This window comes from Pseudomonas songnenensis (genome assembly GCF_003696315.1).
Taxonomy (GTDB): domain Bacteria; phylum Pseudomonadota; class Gammaproteobacteria; order Pseudomonadales; family Pseudomonadaceae; genus Stutzerimonas; species Stutzerimonas songnenensis.
In genome coordinates, this window is record NZ_RFFN01000007.1 from 170,977 (window position 1) to 186,378 (window position 15,402).

15 protein-coding genes are annotated in these 15,402 nt (G+C 61.7%); 7 read left to right on the forward strand and 8 right to left on the reverse strand.

The annotated features are described in order from the left end of the window. The first annotated feature begins 301 nt into the window (after positions 1-301). Positions 302-799 carry a DUF6231 family protein gene (locus EA798_RS17575; RefSeq protein ID WP_122099771.1) on the forward strand — a complete coding sequence of 166 codons (498 nt, stop codon included), beginning with the start codon at positions 302-304 and terminating at the stop codon, positions 797-799. A gap of 1 nt (position 800) precedes the next feature. Next, the gene (locus EA798_RS17580; protein ID WP_122099772.1) at positions 801-1,286 is read left to right on the forward strand and encodes a YchJ family protein; all 486 of its coding nucleotides are present in this window, start codon (positions 801-803) and stop codon (positions 1,284-1,286) included. Between the two features lie 46 nt (positions 1,287-1,332). Here EA798_RS17580 and fpr read toward each other — a convergent pair whose 3' ends face one another. Then, the gene (fpr, locus tag EA798_RS17585) at positions 1,333-2,109 is read right to left on the reverse strand and encodes a ferredoxin-NADP reductase (RefSeq protein WP_106155401.1); all 777 of its coding nucleotides are present in this window, start codon (positions 2,107-2,109) and stop codon (positions 1,333-1,335) included. Positions 2,110-2,222: 113 nt separating this feature from the next. On the opposite strand from fpr, the gene EA798_RS17590 reads away from it, so the two are divergent. Then, positions 2,223-3,149 carry a LysR family transcriptional regulator gene (locus EA798_RS17590; protein ID WP_122099773.1) on the forward strand — a complete coding sequence of 309 codons (927 nt, stop codon included), beginning with the start codon at positions 2,223-2,225 and terminating at the stop codon, positions 3,147-3,149. A gap of 24 nt (positions 3,150-3,173) precedes the next feature. Here EA798_RS17590 and erdR read toward each other — a convergent pair whose 3' ends face one another. Next, positions 3,174-3,824, reverse strand: a complete 651-nt coding sequence (erdR, locus tag EA798_RS17595; protein ID WP_015277618.1) for a response regulator transcription factor ErdR — start codon at positions 3,822-3,824, stop codon at positions 3,174-3,176. A 244-nt stretch (positions 3,825-4,068) separates the two neighbouring features. On the opposite strand from erdR, the gene EA798_RS17600 reads away from it, so the two are divergent. Beyond that, positions 4,069-4,980 (forward strand): DMT family transporter, encoded by a 912-nt coding sequence (locus EA798_RS17600; RefSeq protein WP_122099774.1) that lies wholly within the window; start codon positions 4,069-4,071, stop codon positions 4,978-4,980. A gap of 12 nt (positions 4,981-4,992) precedes the next feature. On the opposite strand, the gene EA798_RS17605 is transcribed toward EA798_RS17600, so the two are convergent. Continuing rightward, the gene (locus EA798_RS17605; RefSeq protein ID WP_106155404.1) at positions 4,993-5,703 is read right to left on the reverse strand and encodes a tRNA-uridine aminocarboxypropyltransferase; all 711 of its coding nucleotides are present in this window, start codon (positions 5,701-5,703) and stop codon (positions 4,993-4,995) included. 129 nt (positions 5,704-5,832) lie between these two features. On the opposite strand from EA798_RS17605, the gene EA798_RS17610 reads away from it, so the two are divergent. Further along, positions 5,833-6,231 carry a PA3611 family quorum-sensing-regulated virulence factor gene (locus EA798_RS17610; RefSeq protein ID WP_122099775.1) on the forward strand — a complete coding sequence of 133 codons (399 nt, stop codon included), beginning with the start codon at positions 5,833-5,835 and terminating at the stop codon, positions 6,229-6,231. Positions 6,232-6,287: 56 nt separating this feature from the next. On the opposite strand, the gene EA798_RS17615 is transcribed toward EA798_RS17610, so the two are convergent. Beyond that, positions 6,288-8,702, reverse strand: a complete 2,415-nt coding sequence (locus tag EA798_RS17615; RefSeq protein WP_122099776.1) for a phosphoketolase family protein — start codon at positions 8,700-8,702, stop codon at positions 6,288-6,290. Positions 8,703-8,834: 132 nt separating this feature from the next. On the opposite strand from EA798_RS17615, the gene EA798_RS17620 reads away from it, so the two are divergent. Together EA798_RS17620 and EA798_RS17625 are read left to right on the forward strand one after the other, a co-directional pair. Continuing rightward, on the forward strand, positions 8,835-10,244 hold the full coding sequence (locus EA798_RS17620; protein ID WP_106155407.1) for an MBL fold metallo-hydrolase RNA specificity domain-containing protein: 1,410 nt from the start codon (positions 8,835-8,837) through the stop codon (positions 10,242-10,244). Positions 10,245-10,350: 106 nt separating this feature from the next. Continuing rightward, positions 10,351-11,442, forward strand: a complete 1,092-nt coding sequence (locus EA798_RS17625) for an LOG family protein (protein ID WP_106155408.1) — start codon at positions 10,351-10,353, stop codon at positions 11,440-11,442. 101 nt (positions 11,443-11,543) lie between these two features. On the opposite strand, the gene recX is transcribed toward EA798_RS17625, so the two are convergent. From recX to EA798_RS17645, 4 genes are all read right to left on the reverse strand, one after another. Continuing rightward, positions 11,544-12,008 (reverse strand): recombination regulator RecX, encoded by a 465-nt coding sequence (recX, locus tag EA798_RS17630; protein ID WP_106155409.1) that lies wholly within the window; start codon positions 12,006-12,008, stop codon positions 11,544-11,546. A gap of 3 nt (positions 12,009-12,011) precedes the next feature. After that, positions 12,012-13,055, reverse strand: coding sequence for a recombinase RecA (recA, locus tag EA798_RS17635; RefSeq protein WP_122099777.1), 1,044 nt, complete (start codon positions 13,053-13,055; stop codon positions 12,012-12,014). An 83-nt stretch (positions 13,056-13,138) separates the two neighbouring features. Beyond that, a complete protein-coding gene (locus tag EA798_RS17640) occupies positions 13,139-13,636 on the reverse strand; it encodes a CinA family protein (protein WP_122099778.1) in 498 nt (165 codons plus the stop codon). A gap of 101 nt (positions 13,637-13,737) precedes the next feature. Next, positions 13,738-14,850 (reverse strand): acyltransferase family protein, encoded by a 1,113-nt coding sequence (locus EA798_RS17645; RefSeq protein WP_122099779.1) that lies wholly within the window; start codon positions 14,848-14,850, stop codon positions 13,738-13,740. Positions 14,851-15,402 lie beyond the last annotated feature (552 nt).

Genomic DNA, 15,402 nt, shown 5'->3' on the forward strand with positions numbered 1-15,402 from the left:
TCAGCGCACCCCAACCGGCATAGGAGCTGCTCTCGATAGCCCCAAGCGCGGCACCGGTCACGCCACCTACGGCCGCACATGTCGGCCAGTCCTGTTTCTGCACGCCTGCACAACCGGCCAGGAACGTGGTCATGACAATAACGGGTACTGCTGTCCGTAATGTACTCATCGATCAAAACCTCCAGTGTGGACATTCAGCCAGAACCGCCGCGTACGGGAGTCCGGGTGGCTCCGGTTACTTTCAGACTAGGCCGACAAACGGCACCGCGCTAGTCTTCACCTTTGAAACGAGGATTCTCGATTGACTGAAAACCCTGTATCGCATACGCCACAGCAAGCGCTCGCGGCAATGCTTGATCACTATGCCCCGTCGCGCCTGCTGCACGTGGGGCGCAGCGATCAACCCGCCCTGGCTGCCTACGCCGAATGTCATCCGGAGTGTCAACTCGAGCGCGCCGATGGTGCTCCGCTGCCCGAGGAGCTGGCAAAGCAGCGCTATGACCTGGCGTTGTTCGCCGATTGCCTTGAACATCTGCCAAAACGCAGCGGCCTGGAGCTGCTGGGCAGTGTCCGCAACCTGAACGCCAGCCGCATGGCCGTACTCGTCGATCTGCAGGCCTGCGAATGGCAGACCACCGATTTCTATGCCTTGGCACTGCAGGTCAGCGACCACTTCCAGCGCGACGGACAGACCTTGACGCTCTTCACCTACGACCTGCTCCAATACAAGCAGGTTCCAGACTGGCTGAACGCCAGGTTCTGGGCGAACCCAGAAATGTTCGGCAAATACTGGTGGTGACATGAGCGACCAGCAACAACTCGACTCTAACTGCCCGTGCGGCAGCGGCAATGCGTTTAATCAATGCTGCGGTCATTATCATGCAGGCACCCCCGCGCCCAGCGCCGAGTTGCTGATGCGCTCCCGTTACAGCGCCTATGTGCTGGGGCGGGTTGATTATCTGCAGGCGACCACGCTGCCGGCACAGCAGGCCGCGCTGGATCTCGAGGGGATAAGGCGCTGGAGCCTGAACAGCACGTGGCTGGGGCTGGAGGTGAACGACAGCGTGGTACTCGGAGGCAAGCCCGAGCATGCGCTGGTCACCTTTACGGCGCGCTGGCACGATCAGAGCGGCGAACATGCCCACCAGGAACGCTCGGCTTTCGTTCAAAGCAGCGGGAAATGGTACTTCATCGATCCCACGGTACCGCTGAAGGCGGGACGCAACGACCCCTGCCCCTGCGGCAGCGGTGCGAAGTTCAAGAAGTGCTGCGCCGCTTATGTCTGATGCCTACCGGGTCGCCGCGACTTAACGCCACGGCCCCCGAGGTGCATCACTTCTCGACGAAGGCGCGCTCGATCAGGTAATGGCCTGGATCGCCCATGCGCGGCGAGACGCTCAGGCCGAAACTGTTCAGCACCTGGCTGGTTTCGTCCAGCATGCTGGGACTTCCGCAGATCATTGCCCGATCATCCTGCGGATTGATCGGTGGCAGCCCGATGTCACTGAACAGCTTGCCGCTTCGCATCAGTTCGGTCAGGCGCCCCTGATTGTCGAATGGCTCACGGGTAACCGTGGGGTAATAGATCAGCTTTTCCTTTACCGCCTCACCGAAGAATTCGTTCTGCGGCAGGTGCTCGGTGATGAACTCGCGATAGGCAACTTCATTGACGTAGCGGACCCCATGCACCAGCACGACTTTCTCGAACCGCTCATAGGTCTCCGGGTCCTGGATGACACTCATGAACGGCGCCAACCCAGTGCCCGTGCTTAGCAGATAGAGGTGCTTACCAGGCAGCAGATCGTCGAGCACCAGAGTTCCGGTCGGCTTGCGGCTGACCATGATCTGGTCGCCTTCCTGCAGATGCTGCAGCCGTGAAGTCAGCGGACCGTTCTGCACCTTGATACTGAAGAACTCCAGGTATTCTTCGTAATTCGGACTGGCGATACTGTAGGCGCGCATCAGCGGGCGGCCTTCGACTTCCAGGCCGATCATGACGAACTGGCCATTCTCGAAGCGCAGCCCTGCATTACGGGTAGTCTTGAAGCTGAACAGCGTGTCGTTCCAGTGATGCACACTGAGAACACGCTCAACGTTCAGATTGCTCATGTTGCGAATTCCTCGTGGTGTCGCGACGGGCGTCGTTACCTGGGGTCAGTCTAGCGATAGCTTTAATATCCGTTAAATGGATAATAAAGATATCGGTTATCGGTTATATAGATATGCATTTCACGCTCCGTCAGATCGAAGTTTTCGCCGCCGTAGCCAGACAGGAAAGCGTGTCTCGTGCCGCTGAAAGCCTTTCCTTGTCGCAGTCGGCAACCAGCACCTCGTTGGCCGAGCTGGAACGGCAGTCCGGCTGTCAACTGTTCGACCGGGCCGGCAAGCGGCTCTGCCTGAATGCACTCGGGCAACAGCTGCTGCCGCAGGCAGTCGCCCTGCTTGATCAGGCCCGTGCCATCGAGGATCTGCTGAACGGCAAGAGCGGCTTTGGCTCACTGGCAGTGGGTGCAACGCTGACCATCGGCAACTATCTAGCGACCCTGCTGATCGGCAGCTTCATGCAGCGTCATCCGGAATGCCGGGTGAAACTGCACGTTCAGAACACCGCGCACATCGTGCACCAGATCGCGCAACACGAACTTGATCTGGGTTTGATCGAGGGTGAGTGTCAGCATCCGGATCTGGAAGTCCAGCCGTGGATCGAGGACGAACTGGTGGTGTTCTGTGCGCCCCAGCATCCGTTGGCCGGACGAGATCTGGTGAGTCTGGAGGAATTGACGTCCGAAGCCTGGATACTCCGCGAGAAGGGCTCAGGCACCCGCATGACGTTCGAGCAGGCCGTGCGTCATCGTCCGGGCAAACTGAATGTGCGACTTGAGCTGGAGCACACCGAAGCGATCAAGCGCGCCGTGGAATCGGGGCTTGGTATCGGCTGCATTTCTCGCCTGGCCCTGCGCGATGCGTTCCGCCGCGGGAGCCTGGTGCCGGTGGCGACTCCAGAGCTGGACCTGCGACGCCAGTTCTATTTCATCTGGCACTCGCAGAAATACCAGACCGCAGCCATGCTCGAATTCGTCGAGCAGTGCCGCGCGATGACTTCGGGTGTCCGCCGCAGCGATGAGATCAACCTACCGCCGATCGCCTGAAAGCTGCAGCAGACGCGGCCGGCATCAACTGGTAGGAATGGACCCCATCTGCTGTAGCAGCAAGGCGGCCTGGGTTCGTGTGCGCACGCCAAGCTTGCGAAAAATGGCGGTTACGTGAGCCTTGATGGTAGCCTCGGACACATTGAGTTCGTAAGCGATCTGCTTGTTCAGCAGGCCATCACAGACCATCGTCAACACACGGAACTGCTGCGGCGTCAGGCTGGCAAGCCCCGCGCTGGCTGCCTTGGCCTCATCGCTGACATTCGCCACGTCCTGGATGTTGCTCGGCCACCAGACGTCGCCATCCAGCACCGCGCGCACCGCCTCCTGAATGGTTTCCAGAGAGCTCGACTTGGGAATGAAGCCGCTGGCCCCGAACTCGCGGGAGCGCGCCACAACCGCCGCGTCCTCCTGCGCCGAGATCATCACCACTGGCAGATGCGGATACTGCCCGCGTAGCAGCACCAGACCTGAAAAGCCATAAGCCCCCGGCATGTTCAGATCCAACAGGACCAGATCCCAGTCGGCGCCCTGGTTCAGAAAGGTTTCCAGTTCGGCGATGCTGGCCGCCTCCACCAGACGTACATTTTCCCCCAGCCCCATGGTCAGCGCCTGCTGAAGCGCACTGCGGAACAGCGGATGATCATCGGCGATGATTATTTCGTAAGCAGCCATTGGCAGACCTGTAGTTTTTATTGGCGCTTTTCATCGGCTTGAGCAGCCGATGCCGACATGATGACGGCAGAACCCCAAGAAATTGCTTCGGGGATGGTCCGATGTGGATATTTCAGCCGGTCGAACCGAATATCGGTCGCCCGCTACAACAAATCAAGCGGCGCAAGCATGCCCACCGATGAATAAGTGGTCAAGCGCGGCGCTTTATAGCAAAGTTTGCGACTTTTCCCGAACGAGCCGAAACATGCGCAGCCAAGCCCTCCGCGCCGACTTCCTGATGCTGATCACCGCCATGATCTGGGGTACTGCCTTCGTGGCCCAGCGCATCGGCATGGACAACATCGGTCCGTTTCTTTTTACCGGGCTGCGTTTCGCGCTCGGTGCCCTGGCGCTGCTGCCACTGGTGATCTATCAGGGCCGCACCAAGGCGCGCCACGAACCGTTCCTGCAGCGAGGCCTGCTTCTTGGGGGCTTGAGCATGGGGCTTGCGCTGACGTTGGGCATAAACCTTCAACAGGTCGGCCTGCTTTTCACCAGCGTGACAAACTCCGGCTTCATTACCGGCCTTTATGTAATCGTGGTGCCTTTGCTGGGGCTCGCCATCGGCCACAAGACGGGCCTCGGCACCTGGCTCGGTGCATTCCTCGCCGTCGCGGGCATGGCAATGCTGAGCATCGGCGAAGATTTCACCGTAGCCTCAGGCGACTGGATTCAGCTAGCCGGCGCCTTCGTCTGGGGCGTGCACGTACTGCTGGTGAGTTTTTTCGTCAGCCGCCACGACGCCATCCGCCTGGCCTTTCTGCAGTTCGCCACCTGCGCAGTGGTGAGTCTGCTGCTGGCCCTGGTCTTCGAGGAAATCAATCCGTCCAGCATCTGGCTCGCCGGACCAGCGCTCATCTACGGCGGTCTGTTTGCGGTTGCGGTCGGCTATACGCTGCAGGTCGTGGCGCAGAAGCATGCCATTGCATCCCACGCCGCAATCATTCTGTCGCTGGAGGCCGTGTTCGCTGCCATCGCCGGCGCACTGTTCCTTGAGGAAAGCCTGACGCTGCGCGGGTACATGGGCTGCGTACTGATGTTCATCGGCATGCTGGCCGCGCAACTCTGGCCACGCAAGCCGGAAGCGTCTACGCCCAGCACAGCCGTCAAGGTCTGAGGGGCAAGCGCATCAGGGGGCGGGTTTCAAAGTCAGATGTGCCGGATTCTGCAGATCCGGCTGGCGATGATACTTGGCCCCCAGATAGTGCTCGGTAAACACATCGAGCCAGGCATCCAGGGTATTCGCCGCGACCGAGTCGCCGGCGAGGTCCAGGCAGAGAGCGGCGACCTCCGCGGTGCACAGGTGGTCACTGCGGGTCGAACGGCGCAGCCGGTAGCGTGATAACGCCTCGGGCTGCAGGCTCAGAACCGGCAAGCCATCCAGGTACGGACTCTTGCGGAACATCTTGCGCGCCTCGGTCCAGGTCGCATCGAGCAGGATGAACAGCGGGCGCTTGTCCGACTGTCGCTCGACCTCGCCCACAACCCGATGCGCCTCGGCGTATTCCCCAGGAAAGATCACCAGCGGCTGCCATTGCGGATCGGCCAGCAGAGCCAGCAGTCGCGGGTCGACCCCCTTACGTTGCCAGGTGAAGGCGAAAGTGTCGGGAACGACATCCGCGATCAACCAACCCGTGTTGCTCGGTTTCAGCGGTTCGATATCGTGCATCAACAGGCAGACGCCGCAATCGCTATGGATTTTCGGCAGCCACGAACAGACACAGTGGCTGAACGGCACACGGCAACGCACGCAACGCGGAGCACGCGAGCCACGCGCAACGAAAGGTTTGAGGCTTTTGGCCAGGCGCTCGTCTCGCAGACGGGCTACGGCATGGGGCATGGGTTGGGCTCGAAGACGGACGATGAAGCGCGGCAGTCTACCAGCGGCCACGCCTTCGCCGGGCGATACCGGTAAATGAACCGCACCACAGCCAGCCGGTCGAAATAGCGCAGTCATAAGGAGACCGCCATGTACCGTCTGACTACCCTGCTCGCTCTGAGCCTCGCCTTACCCGTTGCCCACGCTGCCTCACTGCAAGAACAGCAGCTCAGCCAGTTGCTCGACCAGGTTGCCCGTGAAAGCAGCGTCGGCACGCCCCGTGCGATCAACGAAGACATCCTCGACCAGGGTTACACCGTGGAAAACAACCAGCTGGTCAATCACCTCAGTGTCCAGCCGCGGCATGCAGCGCAGATGAGGGATAACCCGGCCGACGTGCGCAGCCAGCTTGCGGTCAGCGTCTGCGGCAATGAGGGGTTGCGCAAGCTGATGAGCCAGGGCGCCGTGCTGCGCTATGACTTCAGCGAGTACCAGAGCAACAAGCCGATTGCCAGCGAGAGCTACAAGGCGTCCGACTGCGGTCTGTAGTACCGCAAAGGCCCGCGGGAGTACGACCTGACCGCACTCCCGCTGCGCCCCTTCTGTCAGGCATCGCCGCGCAATATCTGCGGATCACCCTTGCCGGCCACCGCCGCAGCCTCATCCCGCGTAAGCAGCGCTGTGCGTGGGACATTACGCAACCGCGCGCAGGCAGCCAGCACATTGGCCCAGCTGGCACGGTTGGCGAACTGCATACCGAACTCATCCAGCGTACCGCCACGGTTGCGATAGCCAAGCGCCGAGCATTTGCGTGCATCGGGCAGGATCGGCCACAGATGACCGCGGGCCACTTCCGGGCGCATATGGGTCAGCAGCACACGCATCTCCATTTCGTCGGGGAACAGACGCTCAGCTACTCCATCGCTGGCTCGCGCCTCGACTTCCCAGTGGTCACGAGGCCCGCGGAACCGACCCGGCTCCTGCAGATAAACCAGGCGATAGGCACATTCGGCCTCCTTCAGACGCTTGGCGGCACGAAGCATTTCACCCAGCTGATAACTGCCGTTGGCGATCAAGAGCAACGGCTCACTGCCCGGCTGTTCCTCGACCACGATGGCACCGTCACGTGCCAGCTGTTCGGCCTGCGCACGATCGAAGTAGCACGGCCGATCACGCTTGGGCATGACCAGGCAAGCCAGTTCGCCACGCGCCTGATAGATCGCCGGCAGCAATGCCAGGGCGCTGTTGTGGTCGGCAGGAAACAGCACCCGGACCATATCGCTCATCTCACCGAGCAGCGCCTCGCAGAACGTGGTGTCCTGGTGGGACTGCTGATTCTTGCCGTTCTCCCAGGTATGCGATGTCGCGATAAGTGGCCAACCGAGCCAGCCCGCCGGCCGGCCGATTTCTTTCTGCTGACGGGAGAAGATGATGCTCTGTCGTACCACCCCCAGCATCTTCACGCAGAAGGCTTCGTAGCTGGCAACCAGATTCAATCCGCCCTGATTGCCCAGACAGGCCGAAACCACAGCCTCCTCGTTGAGCGCGGTGATGATGGCGCCGTCGATCGCTTCGAGTTCGCTTTCCGGCTCTATCACCCGATGCTTGAGCGCCTTCAGCACACCACCCAGACGGTTGCTAGCCAGCTCGTCCGGATTGCCGACGCGCGGCCGCAATGACGGATTGGCCGCAGTCAGCTCGACGAAGAAACGGTCCACCGCGGCCATCGGCGAACAGGTGTCGTCGCGGTAATTCAGCTTTGGAATGACCGGTGCCGGTGGCCGACGCAACGCGAGTGGGTTGTCGCGTTCCAGCACTCGCCCCTGGCGGTTGCGTTCGAATAACTCCACTGCGGTCGCGAGCTCCGACTGCGGAACGAACAACCGTGCCGCATGCTCGTTGAACAGATCACGCGATACTTCATCCTGGCTCGGATTGCCGGGCAGCGGCAGGTTGTGTGCGGCATTGCTGCCGGCACCGTAGAAGCCGAAACCCTTGACCGTTTCGGCGATACCGTAGGGCATCGGCAGTGGGTAATTGAGAATGCCGCGGGCCTTTTCCTCCACCCGACGTTCCAGGCGCAGCTCCATCTCCCAAAGGGTCGCAACGAATGCCGCGGGGTCGCGCCCATCGAACGGCATCGGATCGAAACCGCACTGGCTCAGATGCTGGCGGAAATCGGCGAGGCCCTGCTCGGTGCCCAGTGCGGTGCGTTGTTCGATGCGTCGCCCATTGGCGATCATGACCGGCAACGCCACGCCACAATCTTCGGCGCGCCACCAGCGCGGTATCCAGTCGCTGCCGCGCTGCTCTTCCGCCGCACCATCGGAAAGGAAGGCCACCAGCGTCTCGCCAGGCAGGGGCATATGCGCATATTGCAGCTCGGCAAAGCCCAGATAGCCACCCTCGGCAATCCCGCCAGCGGTATGCGGGTTGACGTGGCTACCCAGTGGCGCGAGCGGACTGCCATCGGCCGCCTGGCGGTAGCCGTAGAAATCCTGCAGCAGGCGATTCATGCCCGCTTCGCCGCCGCCATAGGCCTGCGCCTGCTCCGGGTGCAGGTTGCCAGTCAGCAGATTGAGGGCATCGACGGCGGCCACGCAGTGGCCCTGCCCCATCAGCCAAGCTCGGGTCCGGCCGGTCAGTGCATTCAGCGCCAGGTAGCCCGCATAGGCCGGCACCATGTTGAGTGCTCCGCCGGTATGCCCCTCGGGGCTACGTTTGAAATCGTCGACGGCTAGCGGCGTGCCATCCAGATGCACGTGCTGCGCGTAGGTCATGTGCACCACCAGCCAGAGGCCGGCACTGGCGACGCGATCGACCGCCTGCAACAGGCGATAGACGCTGCCCAGATCCGGTTGGTGTCCCGCCTGCACCAGCTGATGGGCCAGACGAAAGACCGCCGCCTGGGTCTCCAGCCCATGCTCGAACGGGCCAAAACCGCCGCGCCAGGCGGCAAATTCCGGTTCGGCTTGTGCGTGTTGATCCAGCTCGACAAGGCTGGGCAGTAGCTGACTCATGGGATCACTCCGTTGGTAAGCGGGTTGTGCTGTAGTCTAGGCAGGGCTCGTTTCGCTATCTCTGATATGTATCAAGTCACCAGGGCGGCCGAGCAGGCAATGTGGACATCATCGTACAGACAGGAAGGCAACATGGCTTTGCTCAGTTTTCTCGGCGCCATTCAGCAGGTAACCGGCTCCTGCTATCTCATTGAGACCCATGACGGCATCAGGGTTCTGCTTGAATGCGGCATGCATCAAGGTCGCCGAGAAGAAGAAAGCGACAATCGCGCGGCATTCGCCTTCGACCCCAAAACGCTCGATGCGGTCGTACTGTCCCACGCCCACATCGACCACAGCGGCCTGCTGCCACGCCTGGTTGCGCTCGGCTACCGCGGTCCGGTGCATTGCACCGAGGCCACCGCCGAGCTGCTGGAGCTGATGCTGCTGGACTCGGCGAATATCCAGGAAAAGGATGCCGAATGGGAAAACAAGTGGCGCGCGCGCATCGGCAAACCGATGATCCAGCCGCTGTATACCCGTGTCGATGCCGAACGCATGCTGAGCCAGCGCGCGCCGCATGCCTATGGCGAGGCCTTCGAGGTTGCCCAGGGCGTCGTCGTGACCTTCCATGACGCAGGCCATATCCTCGGCTCGTCCATTGTGCAGATGGACGTCCGCGACCACGGCAGAACACGTCGTCTGGTGTTCTCCGGCGACCTCGGCAACGCCTGCTCGCCACTGATGCATTCGCCAACCGTGCTCAAGGAAGCCGACGTCGTGCTGATGGAGTCCACCTACGGTGATCGCGATCACCGCAGCCACGAAGACACCATCGAAGAGCTGGCCGGCATCCTGCAGCAAGCGCACCGCGATGGCGGTAATGTGCTGATGCCGTCCTTCGCCGTCGGACGCACCCAGGACCTGATCTACTACCTCGGGCGCTTCTATCGCGAAGGCCGCCTGCCGCAGCAGGCGGTGTTCCTCGACAGTCCGATGGCCATTGGTGCCAACGCCATCTATTCGCACTACAAAGACCAGCTGGACCTCAACGGCATCGACGCCGCCCTTAGCGGGACCAGCGGCAAGCTGTACGCCGAACGCTGGCTGCCAATCCTCAAGCCCACACCGACCCCTGAAGAGTCGATGGCCATCAACCGCTTCAAGAGCGGTGTGATCATCATCGCTGGCAGTGGCATGTGTACCGGCGGGCGCATTCTGCACCACTTCAAGCACAACCTCTGGCGCGAGGAATGCCACTTGGTGATCCCGGGCTTCCAGGCGCGTGGCACACTCGGCCGTGCCATCGTTGACGGCGCCGGCAGCGTCAAGCTGCTGCACCAGCGCATCGCCGTGAACGCGAAGATCCATACGCTTGGTGGCTTCTCCGCCCATGCCGGGCAATCGCAGTTGATCGACTGGGTCAGCAACTTCGAGAACCGCCCGGAGCTCTACCTGGTCCACGGTGAACTGGAGAAGATGCAGGTGCTGCAGCAGGCCATACGTGATCGTCTGAACTGGGAAGCACGGATACCCGAGCCGGGTGATCGAATCGCACTCTGAGCGAGCGGGCCGAAGCCTCTGCGGTTTCGGCCCAGCAGCGGCCCGGCTTGAGCCCGCCGGCGGTAGCCTATAGCCTGAGCGCGAAGCCCATACATGGAGAAGTTGTATGTCTTTCGATACGGACGACTACCTGTCGCGACATTTCAAGACCAGCGGCGCCGAACTGGAAAGCAAGATCGACGAACTGGTCGCCATGGTGGTTTCCGAAACCAGCCCCAATCTGCCGCTTTACCGGGAAATGCTGGTGACCGTCACCCGCATGGCGCAAGCCGACCGCAGTCGCTGGGACGCCAAGATCCTGCTGCAGACCATGCGCGAAATGGAGCATGCCTTCAGCCGCCTCGACCAGTTCAAGCGTCGGCGCAAGGTCACCGTGTTCGGCTCCGCCCGCACACCGGTCGAGCACCCGCTGTATGCGCTGGCCAGACAGCTGGGCGCCACCCTGGCCCACTACAATTTCATGGTCATTACCGGCGCCGGTGGCGGAATCATGGCCGCCGCACATGAAGGCGCCGGGCGTGACAACAGCCTCGGCCTGAACATCACGCTTCCGTTCGAGCAACACCCGAACCCGACCGTCGGCGGTACCGACAATCTGCTGTCATTCCACTTTTTCTTCGTGCGCAAGCTGTTCTTCATCAAGGAGGCGGACGCGCTGGTGCTCTGCCCCGGCGGCTTCGGCACGCTGGACGAAGCGCTGGAAGTGCTGACGCTGATCCAGACCGGCAAGAGCCCCTTGGTTCCTGTCGTACTGCTCGACGAACCCGGCGGCACCTACTGGAAGGACGCGCTGCAGTTCATGCGCGGCCAGCTGGAGGAAAACCGCTACATTCTGCCCAGCGATATGCGTTTGATGCGCCTGGTCGACGATGCGGACGAAGCGGCAAGGGAGATCGCCAACTTCTATCGCAACTTCCACTCGAGCCGCTGGCTGAAGGATCGCTTCGTCCTGCGCATGAACCACCCGCTCAACCCGCAGGCGATGGAATACCTGAACGACGAGTTCACCGATCTCTGCGTGAAAGGCGCGTTCGAGCAACAGAACTGCTGCGAATCGGAACTCGACGAGCCGGAACTGCAGCGCCTGCCGCGCTTGAGCTTCGTCTTCAACGGCCGCAATCACGGGCGTTTGCGCGAGCTGACCGATTTCGTCAACGAGCCGGCCAACTGGGCAGCACCGCTGGCAACCGAAGATTGACGCAGCCAGCGCAGCGACGAGCCAAGGGAACGACAGCCCGGCACATAAATGCCTAGGCAGCCGGAACAGCTCAAGCAATCAGGCGGCCCGCTTGCGCCACTTCAATCAGCCGAACTACCACCGCGTAACAATCGGCTGATCAGCTCCAGCGGATAACCGCGATAGCTGAGAAAGCGCCCTTGCTTGGCCCGCTCCTTCGCATCGGCTGGCAACTGACCGAACTTGCGCTGCCAGAGCTCATGCAGCTGCTCGTTCCAGTCGAAGCCACTATCGCGCAGAGCCTGCTCGATATCCGCCCGGGGCAGTCCGCGCTGGGACAACTCCTCACGGATGCGCAACGGCCCATAGCCGGCATTGGCCCGGCTTCTGACAAAGCTTTCTAGGTATCGGGATTCGGATAACAGGCCCTGTTCGCAGAGGCGATCCAGGGCCTGTTCGATCAGATCAGGCGGGGCGCCACGTTGGCGCAACTTGCGGGCCAGCTCGACGCGTCCATGTTCACGTCGAGCCAGTAGATCCATGGCTACCCGCCGCACCGCGACAGGAGTATCGAGCACGGCTGGCATGGATCAGAGGTCGGCGTCAGCCAGATCTTCGCTGACCAGGTTCGCCTTGCTACCGCCCGAGACCACGAGCAGCTTGTCGCGAATCTGCTGCTCGATCTCGCGGCCGATTTCCGGGTTGTCTTCCAGGAACTTGGCGGCGTTGGCCTTGCCCTGGCCGATCTTGTTGCCCTTGTAGGCGTACCAGGCACCGGACTTCTCGACCAGGCCCTGCTGCACGCCAAGGTCGATGACTTCGCCACTGCGGTAGATGCCCTTGCCGTAGAGAATCTGGAACTCGGCCTGGCGGAACGGTGGCGCAACCTTGTTCTTCACGACCTTGACGCGGGTTTCACTACCGACCACTTCGTCGCCTTCCTTCACCGCGCCGGTACGACGAATATCCAGACGCACCGAGGCGTAGAACTTGAGTGCGTTACCACCGGTGGTGGTTTCCGGGCTGCCGAACATCACGCCGATCTTCATGCGGATCTGGTTGATGAAGATGACCAGGCAGTTGGCATTCTTGATGTTGCCGGTGATCTTGCGCAGCGCCTGGGACATCAGACGAGCCTGCAGGCCGACGTGCGTATCGCCCATCTCGCCTTCGATTTCGGCCTTGGGCACCAGCGCCGCCACGGAGTCGACGATGATCACGTCGACCGCGTTGGAGCGCACCAGCATGTCGGTGATCTCCAGCGCCTGCTCACCGGTGTCCGGCTGCGATACGAGCAGGTCATCGACATTCACGCCCAGCTTGCCGGCATAGTCCGGGTCCAGCGCGTGTTCGGCATCGACGAAGGCACAGGTAGCGCCCATCTTCTGCGCTTCGGCGATCACCGACAGGGTCAGGGTGGTCTTACCGGACGATTCCGGACCGTAGATTTCGACGATACGGCCCTTCGGCAGGCCGCCAATGCCAAGCGCGATGTCCAGGCCCAGCGAGCCGGTAGAGATGGCCGGAATGGCCTGGCGATCGTGATCGCCCATGCGCATCACTGCGCCCTTGCCGAACTGCTTTTCGATCTGGCCCAGGGCTGCAGCCAAGGCGCGCTTCTTGTTCTCGTCCATCAAATCCTCACTTGATCAAGAGGGCCGGAGGCCACAACAACTGTATAAGTAGACAGTATTAGAACATAGGCAATTTTACTCGCCTAGCCCCGAACCGGTTTTTCTCCGACCGCCAGCGCGATCAACCCTTGCAGCGCGGCTGCTACCGTCTGCTCGCGCACGGCCTGACGATCACCGCTGAACAGATGCCGCTGTGCATGCACCTGGCTGCCATCGGCCCAGGCGATCCAGACGGTGCCCACCGGCTTCTCGGCCGTACCGCCGCCCGGTCCGGCAACGCCGCTGACCGCCACGGCAAAGCGCGCGCCGCTGTTCTGCCGGGCCCCATGCACCATGGCCTGAACGACCTCGGCGCTGACGGCACCGACCTGCTCGAACAGCTCCGCGGGCACGCCAAGTTGACGGGTCTTCTGCGCATTGGAATAGGTGATGTAGCCCGCCTCGAACCAGGCCGAGCTGCCGGCGATACGGGTGATGGCCTCGGCGATGCCGCCACCGGTGCAGGACTCCGCCGTGGTGACCTGGGCGCCGAGGCGCTGCAGCGCTTCGCCCAGGCGTGCAGCCAGTTCAGTGAGATTCATCGGCGCCTCGCAAAATCCTGAAAGTGGCCCATACCCTACACCAGCAGAACGTGGAGTCCAGACCGCCCAGACCATGACTGGCCGGGCGGTCCACGGCCGGCTCAGGCGTCCTGGCGAACCGGCAGTGCGATGCTCTCATCCACCCGCCGTCCGCGCCGACTCACCACCGCGTCGCCATAACGCTGAATGGGATCGGCGAGGGTTCGCTTGACGAAGAACCCGAACAACGTCAGCAGAATCAGCATCGCCGCGATATAAAGCGGGCCCGGAATCGCCAGATCGCCAGCGCCAAAGCCCAGCAGCTCGACGATGGCGAACACCGATGGATGCGAGAGAAAGATGATGTATCCGATGCCACCAAGCGGCGCCAGCCAGCGCAGCCGATTGCCACTGATGCGCGTGGCGCCAAGAAAGAGCGCAACCCCCACGCCGTAGCTGATGAAGTAGCGGTACCAGGTTTCACCGAACCCCGTATCGCGGGAATAAGCGAGCACGCAAATCGGCAGCAGGAACAGATAGAACAATCCGACCGCGATACGCGCGTAGCGCCCGGTATCGGTCGCCCGGCCGTTGTCCGTCGCCTTCCACAGTGCACCGAGAAAACACACGCTCAGCATCAGCGGCAGGGCCACCGGCAGTTTGATCTCCAACTTGTAGCGCATAAAGGCCAGTGACAGCGTGAACAGATACTGCACCAGCAGAAACAGCAGGTCCCGTTTTGCCGAACCACCGAGGCGCAGCGCGAAGATCAGGATGCAGAGAACATAGAAGGTGAGCTCGATCTGCAGCGTCCAGTACAGGCCGATCACATTCTCGACGAGCACGAAGCCTTGCAGCATCGTCGCATTGATGGCGATGACGGCCGGACTGAACACCTTGGCCGGATCGTCCCAGGGGAACATGACGCCGAGAAACAGCGACAACCAGTACAACGGGAACAGCCTGAAGAAGCGCTGGTAGACGAATGCCACGACAGGCCGCTGGTATCGACCTCGGCTCTTGTACAGCGCTGCCACGACGAAGTAGCCGCTCAGCGCGAACAACACCAGCACGCTGGTCTTGCCGACATCCAGCACCGCCTTGCTGAGAAGAAACAGCAGGCCGGTCATCTCGTCGAATTGGCCGTCACGCTTCATTTTTGCAATCAGATGGGAATAGGCGACGCACAATGCCGCAACGCCGCGCAGGGCATCGAGTCCGAGTAGTCGGGACATGTCTGCTGCTCATTTTGGACCTGGTGGAGAGTTGCCAGAGTTACTGCAGGGACTGACGCGAGGGGGTCATGCACGCAAGCACTCGCTGTTCGCCGGGCGGTTGCCGGAATTCGAACGATACGAGGCAGAAACGACGATCAGGCAGGCTACCGCAACAGGCGCCGAGGGCCTGAATAGTCGCAAGATCGGAAGGCATCGAAAGGTATGACGCAGGTCGCGCACGTGGCGCACCGACAACCGATCGACGGGGCAGAGTTATCGGCAGCGGCGACTGACCTGTCAACGCTTTCCTCCCGCGGCCCGACAGATGACATGCTTTGGCGACATCGATCAGGACGCTGACCGCTCCATCCCCTGCCGGGCAATGCAGCCCGTGGTAACCTTGCCGGCTTTCCGCGGGAACCCTTTCCCAACCGTGTGGTAACGCAACGCCACCACGGGGACGCATGATTTGGGTTCCCTCGCCCTACAACGAGCCGCGCCGCAACCGATGACCAAACCCAACGCCGACCTCTCCGCCCATACGCCCATGATGCAGCAGTAGAGGAACAA

Bases quoted from the DNA above. Each gene is read 5' to 3' on its own strand.
- EA798_RS17620 (WP_106155407.1), top strand. From the start codon at position 8,835: ATGGCTTTGCTCAGTTTTCTCGGCGCCATTCAGCAGGTAACCGGCTCC.
- EA798_RS17590 (WP_122099773.1), top strand. From the start codon at position 2,223: ATGCATTTCACGCTCCGTCAGATCGAAGTTTTCGCCGCCGTAGCCAGA.
- EA798_RS17610 (WP_122099775.1), top strand. From the start codon at position 5,833: ATGTACCGTCTGACTACCCTGCTCGCTCTGAGCCTCGCCTTACCCGTT.
- EA798_RS17600 (WP_122099774.1), top strand. From the start codon at position 4,069: ATGCGCAGCCAAGCCCTCCGCGCCGACTTCCTGATGCTGATCACCGCC.
- EA798_RS17625 (WP_106155408.1), top strand. From the start codon at position 10,351: ATGTCTTTCGATACGGACGACTACCTGTCGCGACATTTCAAGACCAGC.
- recX (WP_106155409.1), bottom strand. From the start codon at position 12,008: ATGCCAGCCGTGCTCGATACTCCTGTCGCGGTGCGGCGGGTAGCCATG.
- recA (WP_122099777.1), bottom strand. From the start codon at position 13,055: ATGGACGAGAACAAGAAGCGCGCCTTGGCTGCAGCCCTGGGCCAGATC.
- EA798_RS17580 (WP_122099772.1), top strand. From the start codon at position 801: ATGAGCGACCAGCAACAACTCGACTCTAACTGCCCGTGCGGCAGCGGC.
- erdR (WP_015277618.1), bottom strand. From the start codon at position 3,824: ATGGCTGCTTACGAAATAATCATCGCCGATGATCATCCGCTGTTCCGC.
- EA798_RS17615 (WP_122099776.1), bottom strand. From the start codon at position 8,702: ATGAGTCAGCTACTGCCCAGCCTTGTCGAGCTGGATCAACACGCACAA.
- fpr (WP_106155401.1), bottom strand. From the start codon at position 2,109: ATGAGCAATCTGAACGTTGAGCGTGTTCTCAGTGTGCATCACTGGAAC.
- EA798_RS17645 (WP_122099779.1), bottom strand. From the start codon at position 14,850: ATGTCCCGACTACTCGGACTCGATGCCCTGCGCGGCGTTGCGGCATTG.
- EA798_RS17640 (WP_122099778.1), bottom strand. From the start codon at position 13,636: ATGAATCTCACTGAACTGGCTGCACGCCTGGGCGAAGCGCTGCAGCGC.
- EA798_RS17605 (WP_106155404.1), bottom strand. From the start codon at position 5,703: ATGCCCCATGCCGTAGCCCGTCTGCGAGACGAGCGCCTGGCCAAAAGC.